General features: G+C 71.8%; 22 protein-coding genes and 1 pseudogene. 5 read left to right on the top strand and 18 right to left on the bottom strand.

What is annotated here, in order from left to right:
• Positions 1-2: 2 nt before the first annotated feature.
• Positions 3-461 carry a hypothetical protein gene (locus tag ACIGO6_RS21405; RefSeq protein WP_399878504.1) on the bottom strand — a complete coding sequence of 153 codons (459 nt, stop codon included), beginning with the start codon at positions 459-461 and terminating at the stop codon, positions 3-5.
• A gap of 183 nt (positions 462-644) precedes the next feature.
• Between ACIGO6_RS21405 and ACIGO6_RS21400 the strand changes: the two genes are divergently transcribed.
• Positions 645-1,667, top strand: a complete 1,023-nt coding sequence (locus ACIGO6_RS21400; RefSeq protein ID WP_399878502.1) for a chitinase — start codon at positions 645-647, stop codon at positions 1,665-1,667.
• A 54-nt stretch (positions 1,668-1,721) separates the two neighbouring features.
• On the opposite strand, the gene ACIGO6_RS21395 is transcribed toward ACIGO6_RS21400, so the two are convergent.
• The 5 genes from ACIGO6_RS21395 to ACIGO6_RS21375 all read right to left on the bottom strand — a co-directional run bounded on the left by ACIGO6_RS21395 (position 1,722) and on the right by ACIGO6_RS21375 (position 7,499).
• Positions 1,722-2,180, bottom strand: a complete 459-nt coding sequence (locus ACIGO6_RS21395; protein ID WP_399878500.1) for an imidazolonepropionase-like domain-containing protein — start codon at positions 2,178-2,180, stop codon at positions 1,722-1,724.
• Positions 2,181-2,197: 17 nt separating this feature from the next.
• Positions 2,198-3,397, bottom strand: a complete 1,200-nt coding sequence (gene mqnC, locus ACIGO6_RS21390; RefSeq protein ID WP_399878498.1) for a cyclic dehypoxanthinyl futalosine synthase — start codon at positions 3,395-3,397, stop codon at positions 2,198-2,200.
• A gap of 78 nt (positions 3,398-3,475) precedes the next feature.
• A complete protein-coding gene (locus ACIGO6_RS21385) occupies positions 3,476-4,213 on the bottom strand; it encodes a prepilin peptidase (RefSeq protein ID WP_399878496.1) in 738 nt (245 codons plus the stop codon).
• Positions 4,214-4,714: 501 nt separating this feature from the next.
• Positions 4,715-6,565: a serine/threonine-protein kinase gene (locus ACIGO6_RS21380; RefSeq protein WP_399878495.1), complete on the bottom strand. Its 1,851-nt coding sequence runs from the start codon at positions 6,563-6,565 to the stop codon at positions 4,715-4,717.
• A gap of 85 nt (positions 6,566-6,650) precedes the next feature.
• On the bottom strand, positions 6,651-7,499 hold the full coding sequence (locus tag ACIGO6_RS21375) for a menaquinone biosynthetic enzyme MqnA/MqnD family protein (RefSeq protein ID WP_399878493.1): 849 nt from the start codon (positions 7,497-7,499) through the stop codon (positions 6,651-6,653).
• Positions 7,500-7,789: 290 nt separating this feature from the next.
• Here ACIGO6_RS21375 and ACIGO6_RS21370 point away from each other — a divergent pair, with 290 nt between their 5' ends.
• On the top strand, positions 7,790-7,993 hold the full coding sequence (locus ACIGO6_RS21370; RefSeq protein ID WP_004984723.1) for a cold-shock protein: 204 nt from the start codon (positions 7,790-7,792) through the stop codon (positions 7,991-7,993).
• Positions 7,994-8,143: 150 nt separating this feature from the next.
• Positions 8,144-8,787 (top strand): annotated as a pseudogene (locus ACIGO6_RS21365) (class I SAM-dependent DNA methyltransferase).
• 33 nt (positions 8,788-8,820) lie between these two features.
• Here ACIGO6_RS21365 and ACIGO6_RS21360 read toward each other — a convergent pair.
• Positions 8,821-10,749, bottom strand: a complete 1,929-nt coding sequence (locus ACIGO6_RS21360) for an AMP-dependent synthetase/ligase (protein WP_399878491.1) — start codon at positions 10,747-10,749, stop codon at positions 8,821-8,823.
• A gap of 432 nt (positions 10,750-11,181) precedes the next feature.
• Between ACIGO6_RS21360 and ACIGO6_RS21355 the strand changes: the two genes are divergently transcribed.
• Complete coding sequence (locus tag ACIGO6_RS21355; protein WP_399878489.1) at positions 11,182-12,483, top strand: 3-oxoacyl-ACP reductase; 1,302 nt, start codon at positions 11,182-11,184, stop codon at positions 12,481-12,483.
• Complete coding sequence (locus ACIGO6_RS21350) at positions 12,483-13,379, top strand: MaoC family dehydratase (RefSeq protein ID WP_399878487.1); 897 nt, start codon at positions 12,483-12,485, stop codon at positions 13,377-13,379. The genes ACIGO6_RS21355 and ACIGO6_RS21350 overlap by 1 nt, the downstream gene beginning before the upstream one ends.
• Here ACIGO6_RS21350 and ACIGO6_RS21345 read toward each other — a convergent pair.
• The 11 genes from ACIGO6_RS21345 to ACIGO6_RS21295 form a co-directional block, all read right to left on the bottom strand.
• Entirely contained in the window at positions 13,364-14,047 is a 684-nt protein-coding gene (locus tag ACIGO6_RS21345) for a TetR/AcrR family transcriptional regulator (protein WP_399878486.1), read from the bottom strand. The genes ACIGO6_RS21350 and ACIGO6_RS21345 overlap by 16 nt on opposite strands.
• A gap of 362 nt (positions 14,048-14,409) precedes the next feature.
• Positions 14,410-15,750, bottom strand: coding sequence for a dicarboxylate/amino acid:cation symporter (locus ACIGO6_RS21340; protein ID WP_399878484.1), 1,341 nt, complete (start codon positions 15,748-15,750; stop codon positions 14,410-14,412).
• A 71-nt stretch (positions 15,751-15,821) separates the two neighbouring features.
• The gene (locus ACIGO6_RS21335; RefSeq protein WP_399878482.1) at positions 15,822-15,923 is read right to left on the bottom strand and encodes a putative leader peptide; all 102 of its coding nucleotides are present in this window, start codon (positions 15,921-15,923) and stop codon (positions 15,822-15,824) included.
• A gap of 140 nt (positions 15,924-16,063) precedes the next feature.
• Positions 16,064-16,363 carry a DUF4229 domain-containing protein gene (locus ACIGO6_RS21330; protein ID WP_399878480.1) on the bottom strand — a complete coding sequence of 100 codons (300 nt, stop codon included), beginning with the start codon at positions 16,361-16,363 and terminating at the stop codon, positions 16,064-16,066.
• A gap of 109 nt (positions 16,364-16,472) precedes the next feature.
• Complete coding sequence (locus ACIGO6_RS21325) at positions 16,473-16,997, bottom strand: GNAT family N-acetyltransferase (RefSeq protein WP_399878478.1); 525 nt, start codon at positions 16,995-16,997, stop codon at positions 16,473-16,475.
• 27 nt (positions 16,998-17,024) lie between these two features.
• The gene (locus ACIGO6_RS21320) at positions 17,025-17,675 is read right to left on the bottom strand and encodes a UdgX family uracil-DNA binding protein (RefSeq protein ID WP_399878476.1); all 651 of its coding nucleotides are present in this window, start codon (positions 17,673-17,675) and stop codon (positions 17,025-17,027) included.
• Between the two features lie 95 nt (positions 17,676-17,770).
• Complete coding sequence (gene mqnE / locus ACIGO6_RS21315; protein WP_399878475.1) at positions 17,771-18,934, bottom strand: aminofutalosine synthase MqnE; 1,164 nt, start codon at positions 18,932-18,934, stop codon at positions 17,771-17,773.
• 58 nt (positions 18,935-18,992) lie between these two features.
• Positions 18,993-19,448, bottom strand: coding sequence for an Lrp/AsnC family transcriptional regulator (locus ACIGO6_RS21310; protein ID WP_399878473.1), 456 nt, complete (start codon positions 19,446-19,448; stop codon positions 18,993-18,995).
• A 79-nt stretch (positions 19,449-19,527) separates the two neighbouring features.
• Positions 19,528-20,217, bottom strand: coding sequence for a UbiX family flavin prenyltransferase (locus tag ACIGO6_RS21305; RefSeq protein WP_399878472.1), 690 nt, complete (start codon positions 20,215-20,217; stop codon positions 19,528-19,530).
• Positions 20,218-20,430: 213 nt separating this feature from the next.
• Entirely contained in the window at positions 20,431-21,336 is a 906-nt protein-coding gene (gene mqnP / locus ACIGO6_RS21300; protein WP_399878470.1) for a menaquinone biosynthesis prenyltransferase MqnP, read from the bottom strand.
• Positions 21,333-22,790, bottom strand: coding sequence for a menaquinone biosynthesis decarboxylase (locus ACIGO6_RS21295; protein WP_399878468.1), 1,458 nt, complete (start codon positions 22,788-22,790; stop codon positions 21,333-21,335). The genes mqnP and ACIGO6_RS21295 overlap by 4 nt, the downstream gene beginning before the upstream one ends.
• Positions 22,791-22,864: the final 74 nt, after the last annotated feature.

The following is a 22,864-nucleotide window of genomic DNA, read 5'->3' as shown; positions in this document are numbered from 1 at the left end:
GGTCAGTCGGTGGGGGCGGCGTCGGCGGTGCCGGTGCCAGAGGGGGCGGTGGCGGTACCGGCGGGAGTGGTGGGGACCTGGCTGGGCCCGCCCGGTCCGGTGCTCGGGGCCGCCGTGCCGGTGGGCGGGGCGGCCGTGGGAGCGAGGCCGCCCTGGGGGCGTGCGCCTCCGCCGGGCCCCGGGCCGCCCTGTCCGCCGCCACCGCCGTCGCCGAAGGGCAGCAGCGAGGACGGGTTGACCGAGGTGCCGATCCCCATGAAGGCCAGGCCCAGGACGGCCGCGTAGCCGACGCAGACGGCTCCGACGAGGAGGCCCAGCCGGCGCAGCAGCCTGGCCCGGCGTCCGGAGTTGTCGACGAACACGGGACCTTCCACGGACCCGTTGCCGCGTTTGCGACGGCGACCGCGCGCGGGCTTCTCGCCCAGGGCGGCGCGGCTTTCGAAGGCAGGCTCGGAATGCATTCCCCGGACCTTAGGGAGCTTTCCCTGTCGCGAACTCGGACCGCGTTATGAGAACCCGATGAAAAGCCGCGCAGTCTGTCCGTGTCCTGTGAGGCGACGGAAAACCCCGCCCTTTCCTCAGGAAACGCCCAGACAGGCGTGACACCTTCACTCGTCCGACGACGAGAACGGGAGCGTACGCACATGAGGGCTTACCGGAAACCGGCGGCCGGGCTGGCCCTGCTGCTCGCCCTGGCCGCCGCGGGATGTTCCGGCCAGGACGGCACGACCGACGCGGCCCCCGCGTCACCCTCCGCCTCCCCCACCGCACCGTCCGCCTCCCCCGCGGCGACCACCGCCTACGCCCCCTACGTCAGCGCCACCACGGCCTCCGCCACCGACGCGGCCGGCTCCCCGGCGACGTACAACCTGGCGTTCGTCATCTCCTCCGGCGACGACTGCACCCCGCGGTGGAACGGCACCCAGGACATCGGCGACACCGCGGTCGCCTCCCGCATCGCGCAGCTGAAGGAGTCCGGCGCCACCGTCCGCGTCTCGTTCGGCGGCGCCTCCGGCAAGGAGCTGGCGGCGACCTGCGACAGCGCCTCGGAGCTGGCGGCGGCCTACGGCGAGGCCCTGGACGCGGCGGGCTCCACGCAGGCGGACTTCGACGTCGAGGGCGACGAGCTGACCGACGCCGACTCCGTCGCCCTGCGCTCGGAGGCGATCGCGCTGCTCCAGGAGGACCGCAGCGACCTGGAGGTCTCCTTCACCCTCCCGGTCATGCCCTCCGGCCTGGACTCCGACGGCCTCGCGCTGCTGGCGTCCGCCAACAACCACGGGGTGCAGGTCTCCACGGTCAACCTCATGACGATGAACTACGGCGAGTCGTACGACGCCGACATGGGCGACTACGCCCTCACCTCGGCGGAGGCCGCCCACACCCAGCTCAAGGAGGTCTTCGGGACGTCGGACGCGGACGCCTGGCGGGGCATGGCGCTGACGTCGATGCTCGGCGTCAACGACGTCGACGGGGAGACGTTCACGCTGGCGGACGCGGCCGAGGTCCGCGCCTTCGCCGAGGAGCAGGGGATCGCCTGGGTGTCGATGTGGGCGACGTTCCGGGACCAGCAGTGCGGGGACGATTCCTCTTCGCAGGACGCGCTGACCAAGTGCAGCGGGGTGGAGCAGGAGGACGGCGCGTTCGCGGAGGCGTTCACGGGCTGAGCGCGCCGCTCCGCGGCCGCTCCCGCCGGCCGCTCCCGTGTCCCGGGGCCGCGCTCAGCGACGCCGGTGCACCAGGCGTCCCGCGCAGACGGTGGCGATGCAGGCACCGGTCTCGTCGAGGACGGCGAGGTCGGCGCGGCCGGTCCGGCGGATGGCGGGCTCCCAGGACGGGGACGGCGCCTTCGGCCACACCACGACACCGTTCCGCTCGGCGGCCGCGCGGAGTTCGGGGGTGCCGGCGTGCTCGTCCAGCACCACCACGGCGCCCAGCTTCAGCACCTCGTGGATGCGCTCGCGAGGGGTCGGCGCGTCCGGCAGGGGGCCCTCGTGGACGCGCGCGGGGCCCAGGACGCCCGGCCACCGGCGGACGCGCGCCCCGGGGAACCGCTCACGCAGTTCCTCCAACGTCCCGACGTCCCCGACCCGGTCCCGTCCGACCACGACGGCACCGTCTTCGATCGGCTCCGAACTCCAGCTGACCCGGACCTCGTCCGCCGCGTGAATGGTCTCCAACTCGGTCTACTGCCGCGTCAGTTGGAAGCCAGCAGCTTCAGCTCGGGGTGAGCCGTGCCGCCTTCGATCGCCGTGGACGAGATGTGGGAGACGACGCGCTCGTCGACGGGGTCGTTGGCCGGGTCGTCGTGCACGACGAGGTGCTCGTACGTCGTGGCGCGCTGCGCGGGCACCCGCCCCGCCTTGCGGATCAGGTCGATGATCTCCAGCCGGTTGGACCGGTGCTTGGCGCCCGCGGAGGAGACCACGTTCTCCTCCAGCATGATCGAACCGAGGTCGTCGGCGCCGTAGTGCAGGGAGAGCTGGCCGACCTCCTTGCCGGTCGTCAGCCAGGAGCCCTGGATGTGGGCGACGTTGTCCATGAACAGCCGCGCGATGGCGATCATCCGCAGGTACTCGAAGAGCGTGGCCTGGGTGCGGCCCTTCAGGTGGTTGTTCTCGGGCTGGTAGGTGTACGGGATGAAGGCGCGGAAGCCGCCGGTGCGGTCCTGCACGTCCCGGATCATGCGCAGGTGCTCGATGCGCTCGGCGTTGGTCTCGCCGGTGCCCATGAGCATGGTGGAGGTCGACTCGACGCCCAGGCCGTGCGCGATCTCCATGATCTCCAGCCAGCGCTCGCCGGACTCCTTGAGCGGGGCGATCGCCTTGCGCGGACGCTCGGGCAGCAGCTCCGCCCCGGCCCCGGCGAAGGAGTCGAGCCCGGCGGCGTGGATGCGCTGGATCGCCTCCTCGACCGACACCTTCGAGATCCGCGCCATGTGCTCGACCTCGCTCGCCCCCAGGCTGTGGATGACGAGCTGCGGGAACTCCTTCTTGATGGCGGCGAAGTGCTTCTCGTAGTACTCGACGCCGTAGTCCGGGTGGTGGCCGCCCTGGAACATGATCTGCGTGCCGCCCAGCTCGACCGTCTCCGCGCAGCGGCGCAGGATGTCGTCGAGGTCGCGGCTCCAGCCCTTCTTGGTGTCCTTGGGGGCCGCGTAGAAGGCGCAGAACTTGCACGCCGTGACGCACACGTTCGTGTAGTTGATGTTGCGCTCGATGATGTACGTGGCGATGTGCTCGGTACCGGCGTACCTGCGCCTGCGTACGGCGTCGGCGGCGGCGCCCAGCGCGTGCAGCGGGGCGTCGCGGTAGAGGACGAGCGCCTCTTCGGGGGTGATCCGCCCACCGGCGGCGGCGCGGTCGAGGATGGGCTGAAGGTCGGCCTTCTCGGTCACCGGCGTCCCTTTCGCAAGGTTCGTAAGGGTTGTGGACGGACCGGTCCAGCCTACGCCAGGGGTTTTACGTACGTGTGCTCAGGCCGCGTAGGCACCGGCGAGGACGCCGAGGAAGGCGCCCGCGATCAGGAACGGCCCGAAAGCGATGGCCGTCCGGCGCCCGGCCCGCCGCGTGACGACGAGGGCGCCGCCGTAGAGCGCCCCGAGCAGGAACCCGGCGAAGGTGCCGAGCATGACCGTCGGCCAGCCGTACCAGCCGAGGACGGCACCGGCGCTCAGCGCGAGCTTGACGTCGCCGAGACCCATGCCCGCGGGGTTGATGAGGAACAGCACGCCGTAGCCGGCGCCGAGGGCGAGGGCGCCCAGCACGGCGGTGGTCCACTGACCGGCGTGCTCGGGCACGAGGGCGATGAGGCCGAGGAGAGCGAGGGCGGCACCGGCGAGCGGGAGGGTGAGGGGGTCGGGCAGGCGCCGTACCCGCAGGTCGACGACGGCCAGGAGCACGCCGACCGGCGCCAGCAGCAGCCAGACGGCCAGCTCGGGCCGGGTGCCGGTGGCGGCGGCGAGGGCGGCGCAGACGAGGGCGGTGACGGTGGCGAGGAGGGCGGGGCGGGGTCCGTACGAAGCCTCGTCGGCCGGGCACTGCCCGCACCGCGCCGGCCCGAGCCAGCCCCGGACGGGGTGCGACCGCGGGCACCGCCCGCGCCACGCCTCCCCGGCGGGGGCGGAGAAGCGGTACGCGGCACGGGGCAGGAGCGCACCCGCCGCCGCGCCCCAGAGCACGGCGACGAGGACGACCAGGAGGTCGATGCTCATCCGGCCACACGATCCGACCGTCGCCGCACACGCACGGGCCGGGGCATCCGGTCCCTGGGAGCCGGTGAACTTCCCATCGGGCTTGACGAGCTGGTGGTGCGGCGTCGCAGCATGGCGGGTGTCCTGGGTCGTGTGGTGTGCTCGTGTGTCGCGTACGGGCCTTACGCACAGGGCCCGTTGGGGCACTCGGTACGAGAAGAGTGCCGAGCCTACAATCTTTGCCGAACACCACGAAGAGGGCGACGAGCAGGACAACCGCGACACCGATTCGTCGACGAATGCGGCGCCCGTCGGCCGTTCGGCACCATCACCGAACGCCGCCTCACTCCCACGGCTTGCCGCCCGCGCGGCCACGCTGCCGAATCCCATCCCGCTCAGCAGTCCCGCAAGCGTGGGAGGACGACGGCCAGGAACGCTCGTCGGTCGAACACCCGGCCCGTGCGGTGGTGTTCGCCGTCGTAGCCACAGTAGTGACAGCGGTGACCGGGGGGAGTTGCCGGGCTACTCGGTCTTCGACAGCCGCGCCTTCGGTCGGCCGGAGCCCTTGCTGTCGGACTCGTACTGGAGGTCGTCGCCGACGGGGGTGAGGCGGACGGTGTGGAGTGCCTGGTTGCAGACCTGGCGGTTCGACTCGGCTCCCACGGCGCTCGCGACGAGCTGTTGGTCCGTCACCTTCTTCAGGGTCAGTACGTCGTCACAGGTGCCGCCGAAGAGGTCGGTGTGGCGCAGGGTGCCGAGTGTCTCGCCCACCGCGGCCTCGCGGACGGTCAGGCGGAAGGTGCCCAGGGGCAGGTTGCCGTCGACGGCGACGGCCTGGCCCTCCCAGGTGCCCGCGTAACGGGCGGGCACCGGGGCGGGCTCGGCATCGCCGCCGGCGCCCCCACCGTCCGTCGCGGAACCGGACGGTGCCGTGCTCGCCGACGGGGTGTGACCGCCGTTGTCGGCGTTGTTGCTGCTGCCGCCGCCCGGCAGGAGGTCGAGGACGAGGACCGATCCGACCGTCACCGCCGCCATCGCGCCGGCCACCGCGAGGGCCACGGTGCAGCTCAGCCTGCGGCCGCGCCCTCCGTCGTCCTCCCGCCCGGAGGTGGCCGCCACGGAGACGGAGAGCCTGCCGGGCGCCCGGCCACCGTCGTGCGGCGCCGGTATGTGTGTGGGGGGCTTCGGGGGCTCCGGTGCGTGCGCGGCGGAATCCGGTACGTGCGGGGGAGGCGTCGTCGGCGCGGGCATCACCGGCGCCGGTCCGAACACGCCGCGCTCGGCCGCGTCACCGCCCGCGCCCGTCGGCCCACCGCTCGCACCGGCCGACCCGGCGGTCGCACCCGCCGACCCGCCGCCTCCGTCGGGCGCCTCCGCACCCGCCGTGATCGACGGCCGGCTGAAGCCCACCGGACCGGACGCCGGCCCCGCCCCCGCCCCCGCTCCCTCCCCCGACGGCGACTCCCCCGCCTCCAGGTTGAGGAGCTGTACGACGCTCCGGCTGACCCGTTCCACCAGCGCCCCCGGCAGCCAGCCGCCGGTCACCAGGCGGGCCGCGCCCTCGGGGGCGAGGCGCCGGGCCACGTCGTCCGGGGTCGGCCGGGCGGCCGGGTCCTTGGCCAGGCAGGACGCCACCAGGTCCCGTGTCTCCCCGCCCTTCTCCCCCTCCAGCGCGCCGAGCTCGGGCTCCTCGTGGACGACCTTGTAGAGCAGCGCGGCCGAAGAGTCCCCGGGGAAGGGCGGCTCGCCCGTCGCCGCGTACGCCAGCACCGCGCCCAGGGAGAAGACGTCCGCCGCGCCCGTGACGCCCTTGCCGAGGATCTGCTCGGGGGACATGTAGCCGGGTGAGCCGATCGAGACGCCGGTGGAGGTCAGGGACGCCGTGCCGTCCGTGGCGCGGGCGATGCCGAAGTCGATCAGGAGGGGGCCGTCGAGGGTGAGGAGGACGTTGGACGGCTTCACGTCCCGGTGGACGAGGCCCAGCCGGTGCACCGCGGCCAGCGCCTCGCCGAGGCCCGCGCCGAGTGCCCGTACCGAGTGGGCCGGCAGTGGGCCGACGTCCGCGACGGCCGCCGTCAGGGAGGGGCCGGCGGCGTAGGCCGTGGCGACCCACGGCACGCGTGCCTCGGGGTCCGCGCCCAGGACGCGCGCGGTCCAGGCGCCGCCCACCCGGCGTGCGGCGTCCACCTCGCGCCGGAAACGGGCCCGGAACTCCTCGTCCAGCGCGAAGTGCGGGTGCACGATCTTCACGGCGACGGTCCGGCCGCCGGCGCTGCGGCCCAGGTAGACCCGGCCCATACCGCCGGAGCCCAGCCGGCCGAGCAGCCGGTAGGGCCCCACGACGGTGGGTTCGTCGGCATCGAGCGGCTGCATGGCGTCCACCCCTCCCCCGTACGCCAGTACCTGGGAGCAGGGTAGTGGGCCGCCGGCGCCGCAGCCCGTGCCCGTCAGGTGTCCGTCAGGGCTGGAGCAGGTCCACCTTCACGTCCGCCGGGAAGCCGGTGGTCGGGCCCACGCGGCGGGCGAACTCGGTGACCGCCTCCAGCTGCGGGGCTCCGAGGCGGAAGTCGAGGGTGGTGAAGTACTTCGCGAGGGTCGCCTCGTCGAAGGCCTCCCAGCGGGCCGCCTGCTCGGCGACCTTGTCGACCTCCTCCAGGGAGAGGTTGCGGGAGGCCAGGAAGGCCTCGTGCACCTTGCGGGTGATCACCGGCTCCCGCTCCGCGTAGTCCTTGCGCGCCGCCCAGACCGCGAAGACGAACGGCAGGCCCGTCCACTCCTTCCACAGGGCGCCCAGGTCGTGCACTTCGAGGCCGTAGCGCGGGCCGTCGATCATGTTTGCGCGCAGGGCCGCGTCGCCGATGAGGACGGCCGCGTCGGCCTCCTGCATCATCAGGCTCAGGTCGGGCGGGCAGGTGTAGTAGTCGGGCCGGACGCCGAAGCGCTCGGCCAGCAGGAGCTGGGCGAGGCGTACGGAGGTGCGCGAGGTCGAGCCGAGGGCGACGCGGGCGCCGTCCAGCCTCTCCAGCGGGACCTGCGAGACGATCACGCAGGACATCACCGGGCCGTCGCAGCCGACGGCGATGTCGGGGAAGGCGACCAGATCGTCGGCGTTCTTGAGGAATTCGACCAGGGTGACGGGACCGATGTCGAGATCGCCCTGCACCAGCTGCTCGCTGAGCTTCTCCGGGGTGTCCTTCGTGAGCTCGAAGTCGAGGAGCGTACCTGTTCTCGCGAGCCCCCAGTACAGGGGCAGGCAGTTCAGGAACTGGATGTGGCCGACGCGCGGCCGGGTGCGAGAATTGTCCACATCGCGAGGCTAGCCCTCCCCCGTCATCCGCCCACCGCCACCCCCGGCGTCAGCCGAACGGCCGAGGCGTTCAAACATTCGAGTGAAGTGATCTTGGCCTCTGTTGCGTCGGGGGGCCTGCGTGCTAGGCTCACAGCAAGTTGCAGTTTGGTTTCCCTTGCAGTACAGAGCCTGCGGAGCATGTGACCGCGGGCTCTCGTCGTTCTCAGACATATGCAGTTGTGCAGCATTCAAGTCTTCACACTTGCTGGTTCTGGAGCAGGGCAACCCTTTGGGCCCAAGGAGGGCTTATGGCTACCGGAACCGTGAAGTGGTTCAACGCCGAAAAGGGCTTTGGTTTCATCGCCCAGGAAGGCGGCGGCCCCGACGTCTTCGTCCACTACTCCGCGATCAACGCGACCGGCTTCCGGTCCCTCGAGGAGAACCAGCAGGTGTCCTTCGACGTCACGCAGGGCCCGAAGGGCCCGCAGGCGGAGAATGTCACTCCTGTCTGATTGACAGCAGTACCCAAGGAGCCCCGCGCCGGTTTCGGCGACGGGGCTCCTGCCCTTTCCGGGCCTCGCCTCCTGAATTCTTGATGAATTCCCGTCACGGCCGGCTGCCAGTGCCTCCCGCTAGGGTCCCGGGCCATGACCCACGACCCCATGACCCACGACACCCGCTTCCTGGACACCACCCGCACGTTCTACGACGCCATCGCCGAGGACTACGCCCACCTGCACCGCTCCACCGGCGCCGGCACCCCGCTGGACCGGGCCCTGATGGGCGCCTTCGCCGAGCTGGTGGGGCCGGAGGGAGAGGTGGCCGACCTGGGCTGCGGGCCCGGCCGGGTCACCGCCCATTTCACCTCGCTCGGCCTGCGGGTCTTCGGCCTGGACCTCTCCGCCCCGATGCTGGAGATCGCGCGCCGCGAGAACCCGGGTCTGCGGTTCGAGCAGGGCTCCATGCTGGAGCTGGATCTGCCCGACGGCGCCCGGCGGGGGCCGTCTCCTGGTACTCGTCGATCCACACGCCGTGGGACCGGCTGCCGGACCTCTTCGCGGAGGTGCGGCGCGTGCTGGCCCCCGGCGGGCACTTCCTCCTCGCCTTCCAGGTCGGTGACGAGCCGATGCACCTCGACCGCCCCTTCGGCCGTCCGGTCGCCCTGCACTTCGAGCGGCGGCGGCCCGAGCCGATGGCGGAGCTGCTGGAGCAGGCCGGGTTCACGGTCCTGTCCCGGACGATGCGCGTGCAGGAGGAGGACACCTCCGCCAAGGTCCCGCAGGCCTGCCTGATCGCCCGCCGCTGAGCACCCGGGCCCGTCGCCCGACCCTCGCGTCGCCTACCCCCCGTACAGTCCCTCCACCGCCTCCGCGAAGTCCCGCATGATCACGTCGCGCCGGAGCTTCATCGAGGGGGTCAGATGGCCCTCCCACTCGGTGAAGTCCCTCGGCAGGACCGCGAAGCGGCGGATGGACTCCGGGCGGGAGACCAGCTTGTTGGCCTCGTCGACCGCGCGCTGGAGGACCGCCAGGACCTCCTCGTCGTCGGTCAGCAGCTCCGGCGGCACCGGGTGTTTGCCGTTCATCCGGCGCCAGTGGGTGACGCCGTCGGGGTCGAGGGTGAACAGGGCGGAGACGTAGGGGCGGCGGTCGCCCAGCACCATGCACTGGGAGATCAGCGGGTGCGAGCGCAGCCAGTTCTCCAGCGGTGCCGGGGCCACGCTCTTGCCGCCCGCCGTGATCAGCAGCTCCTTCTTGCGGCCGGTGATCGTCAGGTAGCCGTCGTCGTCCAGGCTGCCGATGTCGCCGGTGGCGAACCAGCCGTCGGCGGCGGCCGGCACGACGCCGCCTGCCTGCGGGTCCCAGTAGCCGTGCAGCACCTGGTCGCCGGCGACGAGGATCTCGCCGTCGGCGGCGATGCGGATGCGGGTGCCGGGCAGCGGCCAGCCGACGGTGCCCAGGCGCGGCTGCAGCGGGGGTGTGACCGTCGCCGCGGCCGTGGTCTCGGTGAGGCCGTAGCCCTCGAAGATCTCGATGCCCGCCCCGGCATAGAAGGCGGCCAGGCGGCGGCCGAGCGGGGAGCCACCGCAGATGGCGTACCGGACCCGGCCGCCCATGGCGGCCCGGATCTTGCGGAAGACGAGGGGGTCGTAGAAGGAGCGGGCGGTCCTCAGGGCGCGGCCCGGGCCGCCGCTCGCGCCCGTCTGGCGGGCCTCCATGGCCTCGCCGTAGCGCACCGCCACCGAGACCGCGCGGTCGAAGACGGAGGCCCGGCCGCCCGACTCGGCCTTGGCGCGGGCGCTGTTGAAGACCTTCTCCAGCATGTACGGGATGGTCAGGAGACAGGTCGGACGGAAGGCTGCCAGGTCCGGGAGCAGGTCCTCCGGCTTCAGGCTCGGGGCGTGGCCGAGGCGGACGCGGGCGCGGACACAGGCCACGGCGACCATGCGGCCGAAGACGTGGGACAGGGGGAGGAAGAGCAGGACGGAGGGGTCGTCGCCCGTCTGCGCCTTGAAGACCGGGTAGAGCAGCTCGATCGCGTTGTCGACCTCGGCGAAGAAGTTTCCGTGGGTCAGTGCACAGCCCTTGGGGCGGCCGGTGGTGCCCGAGGTGTAGATGAGGGTGGCGAGGGTGCTCGGGCTCAGCATGCCCCGGCGGACCTCCACCTCCGCGTCCGGTATCCGCGCGCCCACCTCCGCCAGCTGCTGCACGTGACCCTTCTCCATGACCCACAGCTGTCTGAGGTCGGGGATGCGGTCCAGTTCGGGGCCGAGGGCCGCGGCCTGCGCGGCGGTCTCGGTGACGAGGGTGACCGCGCCGGAGTCCTGGAGGATCCAGCGGGTCTGGAAGAGGGAGGAGGTCGGGTAGACGGGGACGGTGACCAGGCCGGCCGCCCACCCGGCGAAGTCCAGCAGCGTCCACTCGTACGTCGTCCGGGCCATGATCGCGATGCGGTCGCCCGGCATCAGGCCCTCGGAGATCAGGCCCTTGGCCACCGCCAGCACCTGCGCGGCGAACGCCGCCGCCGTCACGTCGGACCACTCCCCGTCCGGCGACCTGCGGCTGAGGACCACCTGGTCCGGTACCGCGGCCGCGTTGTCGAAGGGCAGGTCGGCGAGGGAGCCGCGCCGCACCGGCGGGGCGAACGGCGGCACGTACGCCTCCCGTACGGCCCCGTCCAGCCGCCGTGTCTCGGGCGCCACCAGGGTGGGGCCGGGCGAGTCGGCGAAGGCGGCGGATGCGGCGAAGGAGGGAAGCGGGGTGGACACGGGCGGCTCCTGGGACGTGCAGCGGCGAAACTGCTCTGCTGTCACTTCTCCGCCACCGCTCCGCTGTCATCGGGTGCTGCGTGGCGTGACTGCGTGACGTGGCGGGATGACGTACGTGGCTCGCGCGCCGAGGCGTTCATCGCCGGGACCCCGGACCAGAGGGGGTTACCAGCGGTCAGTCTCGGGATCGTACGGGGCTCTCGTGGGGAGTTGGTGCGCGTTCGGGGATGGTCCCGCGCCGGAGGTGTGCAGTGTCGGGGGTTACCTGCCAGTAGGTCACGTTTCGTTCCGCATGGCCGCTACCTGCCTCCCTACGCCCCGCCTCCCCTCCACCTCTCGTCGGCGGCATCGACTTACCTCCGGTAACCTTACTCCAGGGTAAGCAGAGTAGGCACGTGTGGGACCCGTACGCAGCCGTTGGGGAGACAGGACATGGCCGACCGCTATCGCAGCTTCACCGGCACCGCACCCGGCCGTTTCCTCACCCGCCGCCTCGGGCTGCCGCAGCCCGCGGCGCTCGAACGCCGCGCGCTCTCCGGCGGCCTGCTCCACCTCACGGCCGGCCCGTCGGGCCTCGACCTCGCGCCCGTCCTGGCCCGTACGGGCCTCGGCCCCGACGACGCCGGCCGCCCCGCCGCCGTCGTCCTCGACGCCACCGGCGTCCGGGACGTCGACACGCTCGCCGAGGTGCACGCCGCGCTCCACCCCGTCGTACGGTCCGTCGCCACGAGCGGCCGGGTGGTGGTGCTCGGCGCCCCGCTCGATCCGACCGACCACCATCAGGCAGCGGTACAGCAGGCGTTGGAGGGCTTCACCCGCTCGCTCGGCAAGGAGATCGGGCGGGGCAGGACGGTCAACCTCGTCCGGGTCACCGACGCCGACGTCCTCGCCGCCGAGTCCACACTGCGCTTCCTCCTCTCCCCCGCCTCCGCCTACGTCAGCGGCCAGGTCATCGAGGTCGGCGCCGCCGACGTCCCGGTCACCGCCCCGGACGACCAGGACCTCCCCCTCGCCGGGCGCACCGCCCTGGTCACCGGCGCCGCGCGCGGCATCGGCGCCGCCGTCGCCGAAACGCTGGCCGGACGGGGCGCCCGGGTCGTCGTCCTCGACGTGCCGGGGGCCGAGGAGGAGGCCCGGGGGCTCGCCGAGTGCCTCGGCGGCAGCGCGCTCGCCCTCGACATCACGGCCGCCGGCGCGGGCGAGCGCATCGCCGCCGCACTGCCCGGCGGCCTCGACGTCCTGGTCCACAACGCCGGCATCACCCGCGACCGGCGCCTGGTCAACATGCCTGCCGACCGCTGGAGTTCCGTCCTCGACGTCAACCTCGCGAGCGTGCTGCGCACCACCGACGCGCTGCTCGCGGCGGGCGCGGTGAACCGGGGCGGACGGATCGTGGCGACGGCCTCCATCGCGGGGCTCGCGGGCAACGCGGGCCAGACCAACTACAGCGCGAGCAAGGCCGGCATCGTCGGCCTGGTCCGCTCGCTCGCCCCGCGCGCACGGGCCGAGCACGGGGTGACGGTGAACGCGGTCGCTCCGGGGTTCATCGAGACGAAGATGACCGCGGCGGTCCCCCTCCTCATCCGCGAGGCCGGCCGCCGCATGAACTCCCTCGCCCAGGGCGGCCTCCCGGTCGACGTCGCCGAGACCACCGCCTGGCTCGCCCACCCGGCCTCGGGCGCGGTCAACGGCCAGGTCGTACGGGTCTGCGGCCAGAGCCTGCTGGGGGCGTGATGGGCACGACGGAACCCCGCACCCCCGCCACCCCGGCGACCACCACACTGACCGGCGTCCCCGCCCTCCCCCCGCTCCTCCTGCGCGGCGCCCTGCTGTCGCCCCTCAAGCGGCCCCGCCCGGACGCGGACTTCCCCCGCACCCGGCTGGTGGTGCCCGGCCTGCGCGTGGACCTCGCGCGGCTGGCGGTGTACGAGCGGGTGTGCGGGTTCCCGACCGGCGCGAACGCGCTTCCGGTGACGTATCCGCACGTCCTGGGCTTCCCCGCGGCCATGCGCCTGATGAGCGGCCGGGACTTCCCGCTGCCGCTGCTCGGGCTGGTCCACACGTCGATCGACATCACCCGCCGGGCCGCCATGCCCGCGACCGCCGCGTACGAACTCACCACGTACGTGGAGGGCCTGGCACCGCACCGGCGCGGCACCGAGGCCTCGGTCGTGACGGAGCTACGGGCCGGCACGGAGCCGGTGTGGGCGTCACGCAGCACCTACCTGGCCCGGCACCGGACGGCCGGGACCGGGGACCCCGAGGAGCATGGCGCGGTCGACCCGGGCCCCGAACCCCTGCCCGCCCGCGCCGAATGGCGCCTCGCCGGTGATGTCGGACGGCGCTACGGCGCCGCGTCCGGTGACCGCAACCCCATCCACCTGCACCCGCTCACCGCCCGCCTCTTCGGCTTCCCCCGCACCCTCGCCCACGGCATGTGGACGGTGGCCCGGTGCCTCGCCGCGCACGGGGCGCCGGACGCGGCCGTGGTGCGGGCCCGGTTCCGGGCGCCGGTGCTGCTGCCGGGGACGGTCTCGTACGGGGCCGACCGCGGGCGGTTCGAGCTGCGCGGCGACGCGGGCCGACGGCTGCACCTCTCCGGCGAGATCGGGCCCTACCCCGCCGCCTGAACCGCCGGTTCCGGATCGGCCCCGGCCCCCTCCGGCGGGGACCAGGGTCGGCCCGCCATCAGGTCGCCCAGGCCGGCCCAGGCGAAGTTCATCAGGGTCGCCGCCGCCTGCTTCGCGGTGACGCCCTCGGTGGCACCCGCCCAGTCGGCCAGCGACTCGGCGGCACCGACCAGTGCCTCGGCCAGTCCGGCGACCTCGTCCTCGGGCAGACGCGGGTCCCGGCGCGCGTCCCGGGCCGCCGCAGCGATGAGCTGCGTCACGAACGCGACGATGTCCGCGCGCATCGCCGCCACCTCGGCCGCGAACCGCTCGCCGTGCGTACGGGCGTGCAGGTGCAGCATCCGCCAGGCGTCCGGGTGGTGGGCGGTGTGGGTGAAGAACGCCCGCAGCCCCGACCAGAGTTGCCCGTCGGCCGACAGCCCCGGACGCACACCGGCCCGCACCGCCTCGGTGAGGGAGCGGGCCTCACGGCGGATGCAGGCCGTGAAGAGGTCGTCCTTCGAGTTCAGGTAGAGGTACACCAGGGGCTTGGAGACGCCCGCCAGTTCGGCGATCTCGTCCATCGACGCCGCCGCGTATCCGCGCTGCCCGAAGACACTCACGGCAGCGTCCAGCATCTGCTGTTCACGCACCGCACGCGGCATCCGCTTCGTCCTCTGGGCACCCATGCCGATCAGCCTACGGTCCGCGCAACGGTGACCGGGACGACCGCGCACTCGCCGCAGGTTGCTCGGAGCGGTGATACTCGGTGACGGCAGGCAGAACCCGGCGAGACGGGAGGGACCATGCCGGAGTGGCTGATCGCTGTACTGATTCCCGTCGGTCTGCTGGGGGTGTGCGCAGGCGCATTCCTCGTCTGGGTCTCCTTGGACACCCACAACCCCGTGCACCGCGACACGTCCGATCCCGAGGTGGGTCACTGGTCGGAGTACAGCTGAAGCAGGCCGGCAAAGACGCATCGAGGCCGCCGGTCCGCTCGTGAGCGGACCGGCGGCCCGTCGTGCTACCGCCCCGACGCGGGGCCGGTCGGTCAGGCGGCGGCCGGGACCGGCTCCGACGCCTGCTGCTTCTCCGGCTCGTCGATCGGCGAGGCGTGCGCCTCGTCGTAGGCCTTGCGGTCGAGCAGTCCCTCGCGGGCCGAGACGATCACCGGGACCAGCGCCTGGCCGGCCACGTTCGTCGCCGTGCGCATCATGTCCAGGATCGGGTCGATCGCGAGGAGCAGGCCGACGCCCTCCATGGGCAGGCCCAGCGTGGACAGGGTCAGGGTCAGCATGACCGTGGCGCCGGTGAGGCCGGCCGTGGCGGCGGAGCCGACCACCGAGACGAAGGCGATGAGCAGGTAGTCGCCGACGCCGAGCTGGATGTCGAAGATCTGCGCGACGAAGATCGCGGCGATCGCCGGGTAGATCGCGGCGCAGCCGTCCATCTTGGTCGTCGCGCCGAACGGCACGGCGAAGGACGCGTACTCCTTCGGCACGCCGAGACGCTCGGTGACCTTCTGGGTCAGCGGCATGGTGCCGACGGAGGAGCGGGAGACGAAGGCCAGCTGGATGGCGGGCCAGGCGCCCTTGAAGAACTGCAGCGGGCTGGCCTTGGCGACGGTGGCGAGCAGCACCGGGTAGACCACGAACATCACGATCGCGCAGCCGACGTAGATGTCGGCGGTGAAGGTGGCGTACTTGCCGATGAGGTCCCAGCCGTAGGTGGCGATGGCGTTGCCGATGAGGCCGACGGTGCCGAGCGGGGCGAGGCGGATGACCCACCACAGGGCCTTCTGGAGGAGTTCGAGGACGGACTCGCTCAGGTTGAGGATCGGCTGGGCCTTCTCGCCGAGCTGGAGGGCGGCGATACCGGCGACGGCGGCCATGAAGACGATCTGCAGGACGTTCAGCTCGGTGAACGGCGTGATGACGTCGGTCGGCACGATGCCGGTCAGGAAGTCGATCCAGGAGCCGGTGTGCTCGGGCTTCGCGCCGTCCGCCGGCGTGAGGCCGGTGCCGGCGCCGGGGTTGGTGACGAGGCCGATGACGAGGCCGATGGCCACCGCGATCAGCGAGGTGATCATGAACCAGAGGAGGGTGCGGGACGCCAGGCGGGCCGCGTTGTTGACCTTCCGCAGGTTGGTGATCGACACCAGGATCGCGAAGAAGACGAGGGGTGCGACGGCCAGCTTCAGCAGGCCGATGAAGGTGTCACCGACCTTCTCCAGGGTGGTGACCAGCCAGGAGACGTCCTGGCTGCGGGCCAGCCAGCCCAGCAGGACGCCGAGGACGAGGCCGGCGAGTATCTGGGCCCAGAAGGGCACCTTGAAGGACAGCTTGGGAGAAGACTTCTCGGGAGAAGACTTCGTGAGTGAAGACACGGACATGCTCCGTAAGGGGACGGGACGCGGGGACGGACGCGCTGAGCTGACGTGGAGAACGACGGGTGGGGGGAACGTCAGGGGCGACAGTTCGCGGACGCGCACCGACAGAGGTCCACGTGCAGGCGCGCCACGAGCGCGAGGCTCGGCGGCGTGGAGGGCGCGGCTGCAGACTTCATGCGTATGACTTTAACACTTACGCTTTGGGAGTCTCAAAGCCTCACTTTGAGAGGCGGGAGGCGACTACTGCCCGCAAAACGTAAAGCGCCCCGGTTTCCTGTGAATTCGGAAACCGGGGCGGACGCGTGCGTGACGGACGTTACGAGGTCTGGCCCTGGGCGCGGGCCGCGTCGTCGGCGAGGTCCTCCTGGCCGCGGTTGGCCTCGAGGTTGGCCTTCATGCGGTCCATGCGGTGCACGACCTGGACCGAGGCCCGGTCGCGCTCCCCGCGCAGCGCCACGAAGCTGATGGGGGCCGAGATCAGCAGGGAGAGCAGCAGGATCCACATGCCGTTGGAGTCACCGAGGCCGCGCGGGAACACGCCGGCGTAGACGAGGCCCCAGACGGCCACGAGGCAGCCCACGAAGATCCCGAGGCGCATCAGCGTGTAGCGGAGCATCTCAATCCACTCTTCCGTTTCTGGCACAAAGAGGCACTGTCCAGTGAAACATGCCGGGCTCCCGGTCCCGCAGGCGGGTCCGGCCTCGGCCGAGGGGCAGGGGCAGTACTCAGCCGAGGGGCAGCAGCATCACGATGTCGTCGCGGTCGTCGCCCGGCGCCACACGGATCGCGCCGGGTACCCGGCCGACCTCCTTGTAGCCGCAGGACTCGTAGAACCGCTCCAGGCCGAGGCCGCCCCGGCAGGTGAGGCGTATCGCCTCGATGCCGTCGACGGTGCGGGCGGCGTCCGCGGCGGCGGTCATCAGGTCCCGGCCGTAGCCCCGGCCCTGGTGGCGGGGGTGGACCATCACCGTGTAGAGCCACAGCCAGTGGGTCATCAGCCGGTGCGCGTTCAGGGTGAGGAACGCGGTGGCGGCCACGCGCCCCTCGTCGTCGCGGCCGACGAGGAGGCGGGTACGGCCCTCGGCCATGCCGACCATGTGCTTGACCAGCTCGGGGCGGATGGTCTCGCGCGTCACCGGCGGGACGAAGCCCACGGAGCCGCCGGCGTTGGAGACGTCGGTCCACAGGTCGAGTACACCGTCGCGCAGGTCGGGGGTGAGGGCGGGATCGAGTGTGAAGGTAAGGGACACGCGGCCATGTTAGCCATTACGAGGGCGCTATGAGAGTGCTTGCGCCGCCGTCTTGAGATCCGAGACCAGCCCCCGGTACGCCGCCTCCCGGTCCTCGGCCCGCAGCACCGCCGACGGATGCACCGTCGGCACCAGCCGCTGCGGGCGCCCGTGGATCTCCTCCTCGAGCACCGTGCCGCGCACCTGCGTGACACGGAACGAGGAGCCGAGCAGCGCCTTGCCCGCCGTGGCGCCGAGCACCACGATCAGCTCGGGTTCGACCAGTGCCAGCTCGGCGGCGAGCCAGGGGCCGCAGGCGGTCGTCTCGCGCAGGGTCGGCGCCTTGTGGATACGGCGCTTGCGGGGCTCGGCCCGGGTGAACTTGAAGTGCTTGACGGCGTTCGTCACGTAGGCGTCCGCCGGGTCGATGCCGGCTTCGTCCAGCGCCCGGTCCAGGAGCCGTCCGGCCGGCCCGACGAAGGGCTTGCCCTCGCGGTCCTCCTGGTCACCGGGCTGCTCGCCGACGAGCATGAGGCGGGCGGTCGCCTTGCCGGCGCCGAAGACCGTCTGCGTGGCGTCCCGGTGCAGGGGGCAGCCCCTGCACTCGGCTGCCGCCCGGCGCAGGGCGGGGAGCCCGCCGCGGTCCGGCACGAAGGGCTCCGCGGTGTAGGCGTCCTCGGGTGCGTGCGTGCTGGACATGGGGGTCGGGTACCCGCCGTGGAGGCGCGGACCCATGCCGGGTGCGGGCCCGGTGGGGGCCGGTCGCACCCGGCGGACGACCGGACCGCGCCTCGTCAGACCCGCATCGGCTGCGGCGACTCCCGACGCGCCGGGTCGGGACCCTCGTACTCCCGAAGGACCTCGTACCGCGTGTTCCGCTCCACCGGCCGGAACCCGGCGTCACGGATCAGGTCGAGCAGGTCGTCCCGCGTCAGCTTGTTCGGCGTGCCGAAGTCGTCCGCGTCGTGGGTGATCTTGTACTCGACGACCGAGCCGTCCATGTCGTCGGCGCCGTGCTGGAGGGCCAGCTGGGCCGTCTGGACGCCGTGCATGACCCAGAAGACCTTGACGTGCGGGACGTTGTCGAAGAGCAGGCGCGAGACCGCGAAGGTCTTCAGGGCCTCCGCGCCGGTCGCCATCTGCGTGCGCGCCTGGAGGCGGTTCCTGACCTTGCCGTCCTTCATGTCCACGAAGTCGTGCTGGTAGCGCAGCGGGATGAAGACCTGGAAGCCGTTCGTCTCGTCCTGCAGCTCGCGCAGGCGCAGCACGTGGTCCACGCGGTGGCGCGGCTCCTCGATGTGGCCGTACAGCATGGTGCACGGGGTCTTGAGCCCCTTCTCGTGCGCCAGGCGGTGGATGCGCGACCAGTCCTCCCAGTGGGTGCGGTGGTCGACGATGTGCTGCCGCACCTCCCAGTCGAAGATCTCCGCGCCGCCGCCGGTCAGGGACTCCAGACCGGCGTCGATCAGCTCGTCGAGGATGTCGGAGGCGGACATGCCGGAGATGGTCTCGAAGTGGTGGATCTCGGTGGCGGTGAACGCCTTGAGCGACACGTTCGGCAGCGCGGCCTTCAGCTCCCGCAGCGAGCGCGGGTAGTAGCGCCACGGCAGGTTGGGGTGCAGGCCGTTGACGATGTGCAGCTCGGTGAGGTTCTCGCCCTCCATCTCCTTGGCGAGCTTCACCGCCTCCTCGATGCGCATCGTGTACGCGTCCTTCTCCCCCGGCTTGCGCTGGAAGGAGCAGTACGCGCAGGAGGCGGTGCACACGTTGGTCATGTTGAGGTGGCGGTTGACGTTGAAGTGGACGACGTCGCCGTTCTTCCGCGTCCGCACCTCGTGCGCGAGGCCGCCGAGCCAGGCCAGGTCGTCCGACTCGTACAGCGCGATGCCGTCCTCGCGGGTCAGCCGCTCACCGGAGCGGACCTTCTGCTCCAGCTCGCGCTTGAGCCCGGCGTCCATGCGTTACCTCTTTCTCCGACTGGGTCCGTCAGACCCCGTAAACCGTACGCCCCGGGGGTCAGACCTCTTCGGGCAGCTCGCCCACCCGGTTCTCCCACTTCGTGGAGAGCACGATGGTCGTACGGGTCCTGGAGACGCCCTTCGTCCCCGACAGGCGCCGGATGATGCTCTCCAGGCCGTCCACGTCGGCCGCGCGCACCTTGAGCATGTAGGAGTCGTCGCCGGCGATGAACCAGCAGTCCTCGATCTCCCGCAGGTCCCGCAGCCGCTGCGCCACGTCCTCGTGGTCGGCGGCGTCGGAGAGCGAGACGCCGATCAGGGCGGTGACGCCCAGGCCGAGCGAGGCGGCGTCCACGGTGGCCCGGTAACCGGTGATGACGCCGGCCGCCTCCAGCCGGTTGATGCGGTCGGTGACGCTGGGCCCCGACAGTCCGACGAGGCGCCCCAGCTCCGCGTAGGAGGCCCGGCCGTTCTCCCTCAGGGCCTGGATGAGCTGCCTGTCCACCGCGTCCATGCGATCGAAGCCTTCCACTGAAGAGGTCAGAAGATGTGGGTGACGAAACGTGTGGGGGGAGGTGCTGCTCGGATCGTGCTCAGGTGGTGGGGCGCGCCCCACCGAGGTCGCCGCGCCAGCGGCGGTAGAGGTCGTGCCCGACGCCCGCCGCGTCGAGCACGCGTCCGGCGACGAAGTCCACCAGGTCCTGGATGTGCGTCGCCCCCGCGTAGAAGGCCGGGGAGGCGGGCACGACGCTCGCGCCCGCGTCGTCCAGCGTCACCAGGTGCCGCAGGGTCCGGCCGTCCAACGGGGTCTCCCGTACGGCCACGACCAGTGTGCGCCGCTCCTTCAGGGTGACGCTCGCCGCCCGCTGCAGCAGGTCCTTCGACAGCCCGAGCGCGACGCCCGCGACACAGGCCGTCGACGCGGGCACGATCAGCATGCCCTTGGCCGGATACGACCCCGAGGACGGCCCGGCCGCGAGGTCGCCCGCGCTCCAGTGCCGTACCCGGTCGTCACCCTCGTCACCGAGGTCGACGTCGAAGGTGCCGGGCTTGCCGTCGGCTCCGCGGGACAGCCATGCGCGCAGGTCGTGGCGCCAGTGGGCGTCGCGGAAGGAGATGCCGGTCTCGTCGAGCAGGGTGAGCCGCGAGGCCCGGCTGACCACCAGGTCGACGCTCTCACCGGCGGCGAGCAGCGCCCGCAGCACGGCGGCGGCGTAGGGGGTGCCGGATGCTCCGGAGACCCCCACGATCCAAGGCGCGCGCTGCGTTTCTCCTGGGTTCACATCTTGAGCCTATCCGGCCGCCCTCCGACTGTGTCGGGCGGCCGGACAGCGATCCCCGCAGGTGCGGGGAGCACCTTGACCGTCAACCGATTCATGGGCATAGCCCTGGGGCCATCCCCGCTGGTGCGGGGAGCAGAACCGATCAAGGTCCGGTCAACGTACGAGTCCTCGGGCGGGCGGACACGGCGGATCAACCGACGTCACCTGAAGGAGCTACACCGTGAGCCCACGCACCAGCAGGTCGATCAGCGCGCAAACGAAGAGGCTGATACCGAGGAAGCCATTGACCGAAAAGAACGCCCTGTTCAGGCGGGAAAGGTCGGTAGGGCGGACGATGGTGTGCTCGTAGGCGAACGCGGCCGCGACGATCAGCAGGCCGAACCAGAAGAAGGCGCCGGCGTCGGTGGCGACGGCGTACCAGGCGAAGAGGGCCGTGGTGATCGTGTGGCAGACGCGGGCGCCCCAGATCGCGGCCGGGATGCCGAAGCGGGCCGGGACCGACTTGACCCCGACCTGCCGGTCGGTCTCGACGTCCTGGCAGGCGTAGATCAGGTCGAAGCCGCCGATCCAGATGCCGACCGCGAGGCCGAGGATCACGGCCTCCCAGGACCACTCGCCGGTGATCGCCAGCCAGCCGCCGACCGGGCCCATCGCCTGGGCGAGGCCGAGGATGGCCTGCGGGAAGTTCGTGAACCGCTTGCCGTACGGGTAGACCACCATCGGCACGACCGCGACGGGGGCCAGGGCCAGGCAGAGCGGGTTGAGCAGGGCCGCCGCGCCCAGGAACACGACCAGGGCGATCAGCGCGCCGGTCCAGGCGTGCTTGACCGACATCGCGCCGGTGACCAGCTCACGGTGGGCGGTGCGCGGGTTGCGGGCGTCGATCTCGCGGTCGATGATCCGGTTGACCGCCATGGCGAAGGTGCGCAGGCCGACCATCGCAACGGTGACCAGGAGCAGCCTGCCCCAGTGGATGTTCTCGTCCCACTCGTACATCGCGGTCAGCGCGGCGATGTACGCGAAGGGCAGGGCGAAGACCGAGTGCTCGATCATCACCAGGCGCAGGAACGCCTTGGTGCGCCCCGGCTGCTGCGGCAGCGCGGCGGAAGCCGACGTCACAGTCCGTACTCCTTCCAGCGGCGGTCGACCTTCGCCGCCGTCTCCGGGTCGGACAGCACCATGTCCGGCCAGCCCCCGTCGCGCGTGTACCCCTCCTCGGGCAGCTTCTTCGTCGCGTCGATGCCCGCCTTGCCGCCCCAGAACTGCTGGTAGGAGGCGTGGTCGAGGTGGTCGACCGGGCCTTCGACGACGGTGAGGTCCCGGCCGTAGTCGGTGTTGCCGAGGGCCCGCCAGGCGACCTCGTGCAGGTCGTGGACGTCGCAGTCGGAGTCGACGACCACGATCAGCTTGGTCAGGGACATCATGTGGGCGCCCCAGATGGCGTGCATGACCTTCTGGGCGTGCTTGGGGTACTTCTTGTCGATCGAGACGATCGCGCAGTTGTGGAAGCCACCGGCCTCGGGGAGGTGGTAGTCCACGATGTCCGGAACGATGATCTTCAGGAGGGGCAGGAAGAAGCGCTCCGTGGCCCGGCCCAGCGGCCCGTCCTCCGTCGGCGGGCGGCCGACCACGATCGACTGGAGCAGCGGGCGCTTCCGCATCGTCACGCAGTCGATCTTCAGGGCGGGGAAGGGCTCCTGCGGGGTGTAGAAGCCGGTGTGGTCGCCGAAGGGGCCCTCGGGCAGCATCTCGCCGGGCTCCAGCCAGCCCTCGATGACGACCTCGGCCTGCGCCGGGACCTGGAGCGGGACCGTCTTGCAGTCGACCATCTCGATCCGCTTGCCCTGGAGGAACCCGGCGAACAGGTACTCGTCGATGTCGCCGGGGAGCGGGGCGGTGGAGGCGTACGTCACGGCGGGCGGGCAGCCGAAGGCGATCGCGACCGGCAGGCGCTCGCCGCGCCGGGCGGCCACCGCGTAGTGGTTCCGGCTGTCCTTGTGGATCTGCCAGTGCATGCCGATGGTGCGCTTGTCGTGGCGCTGGAGCCGGTACAGGCCGAGGTTGCGGATGCCCGTCTCCGGGTCCTTGGTGTGGGTGAGGCCCAGGTTGAAGAAGGAGCCGCCGTCGTCCGGCCAGGTGAAGAGCGCGGGGAGCCGGTCGAGGTCGACGTCGTCCCCGTGGAGGACGACCTCCTGGACGGGCGCGCTGTCGGACTTCACCTTCTTCGGCGGTACGTGCGTCATCGCGCCGAGCTTCCCGAAGGCCTCGCGGATGCCGACGAAGCCCTGGGGAAGCTCGGGCTTCAGCAGTCCGCCGATCTTGTCCGAGATGTCGGAGTACGACTTCAGGCCGAGGGCCTTGAGCAGGCGCCGGTCGGTGCCGAAGACGTTCATCGCGAGGGGCATGTCCGAGCCCTTCACGTTCTCGAAGAGCAGGGCGGGGCCGCCGGCCTTGTTCACCCGGTCGACGATCTCCCCGACCTCCAGGTACGGGTCCACCTCGGCCTTGATGCGCTTGAGGTCGCCCTCGCGCTCCAGAGCTCTGAGCAGGGAGCGAAGATCGTCGTAAGCCATGCCGTCCAGTATCCCCGAGCGGCTACCCTGGCCCTGTACCTGGGGGCCGTGACGCGTCCCCGCCCACCGCTTGA

This window comes from Streptomyces sp. NPDC053750 (assembly GCF_044544295.1).
Classification (GTDB): Bacteria; Actinomycetota; Actinomycetes; order Streptomycetales; family Streptomycetaceae; genus Streptomyces.
Note: the sequence above shows the minus strand (reverse complement) of the source record. Positions and strands in the feature narration are given on the sequence as shown.

Bases quoted from the DNA above. Each gene is read 5' to 3' on its own strand.
- ACIGO6_RS21405 (WP_399878504.1), bottom strand. From the start codon at position 461: ATGCATTCCGAGCCTGCCTTCGAAAGCCGCGCCGCCCTGGGCGAGAAG.
- ACIGO6_RS21400 (WP_399878502.1), top strand. From the start codon at position 645: ATGAGGGCTTACCGGAAACCGGCGGCCGGGCTGGCCCTGCTGCTCGCC.
- ACIGO6_RS21385 (WP_399878496.1), bottom strand. From the start codon at position 4,213: ATGAGCATCGACCTCCTGGTCGTCCTCGTCGCCGTGCTCTGGGGCGCG.
- ACIGO6_RS21380 (WP_399878495.1), bottom strand. From the start codon at position 6,565: ATGCAGCCGCTCGATGCCGACGAACCCACCGTCGTGGGGCCCTACCGG.
- ACIGO6_RS21370 (WP_004984723.1), top strand. From the start codon at position 7,790: ATGGCTACCGGAACCGTGAAGTGGTTCAACGCCGAAAAGGGCTTTGGT.
- ACIGO6_RS21355 (WP_399878489.1), top strand. From the start codon at position 11,182: ATGGCCGACCGCTATCGCAGCTTCACCGGCACCGCACCCGGCCGTTTC.
- ACIGO6_RS21350 (WP_399878487.1), top strand. From the start codon at position 12,483: ATGGGCACGACGGAACCCCGCACCCCCGCCACCCCGGCGACCACCACA.
- ACIGO6_RS21345 (WP_399878486.1), bottom strand. From the start codon at position 14,047: ATGGGTGCCCAGAGGACGAAGCGGATGCCGCGTGCGGTGCGTGAACAG.
- ACIGO6_RS21340 (WP_399878484.1), bottom strand. From the start codon at position 15,750: ATGTCCGTGTCTTCACTCACGAAGTCTTCTCCCGAGAAGTCTTCTCCC.
- ACIGO6_RS21335 (WP_399878482.1), bottom strand. From the start codon at position 15,923: ATGAAGTCTGCAGCCGCGCCCTCCACGCCGCCGAGCCTCGCGCTCGTG.
- ACIGO6_RS21330 (WP_399878480.1), bottom strand. From the start codon at position 16,363: ATGCTCCGCTACACGCTGATGCGCCTCGGGATCTTCGTGGGCTGCCTC.
- ACIGO6_RS21320 (WP_399878476.1), bottom strand. From the start codon at position 17,675: ATGTCCAGCACGCACGCACCCGAGGACGCCTACACCGCGGAGCCCTTC.
- mqnE (WP_399878475.1), bottom strand. From the start codon at position 18,934: ATGGACGCCGGGCTCAAGCGCGAGCTGGAGCAGAAGGTCCGCTCCGGT.
- ACIGO6_RS21310 (WP_399878473.1), bottom strand. From the start codon at position 19,448: ATGGACGCGGTGGACAGGCAGCTCATCCAGGCCCTGAGGGAGAACGGC.
- ACIGO6_RS21295 (WP_399878468.1), bottom strand. From the start codon at position 22,790: ATGGCTTACGACGATCTTCGCTCCCTGCTCAGAGCTCTGGAGCGCGAG.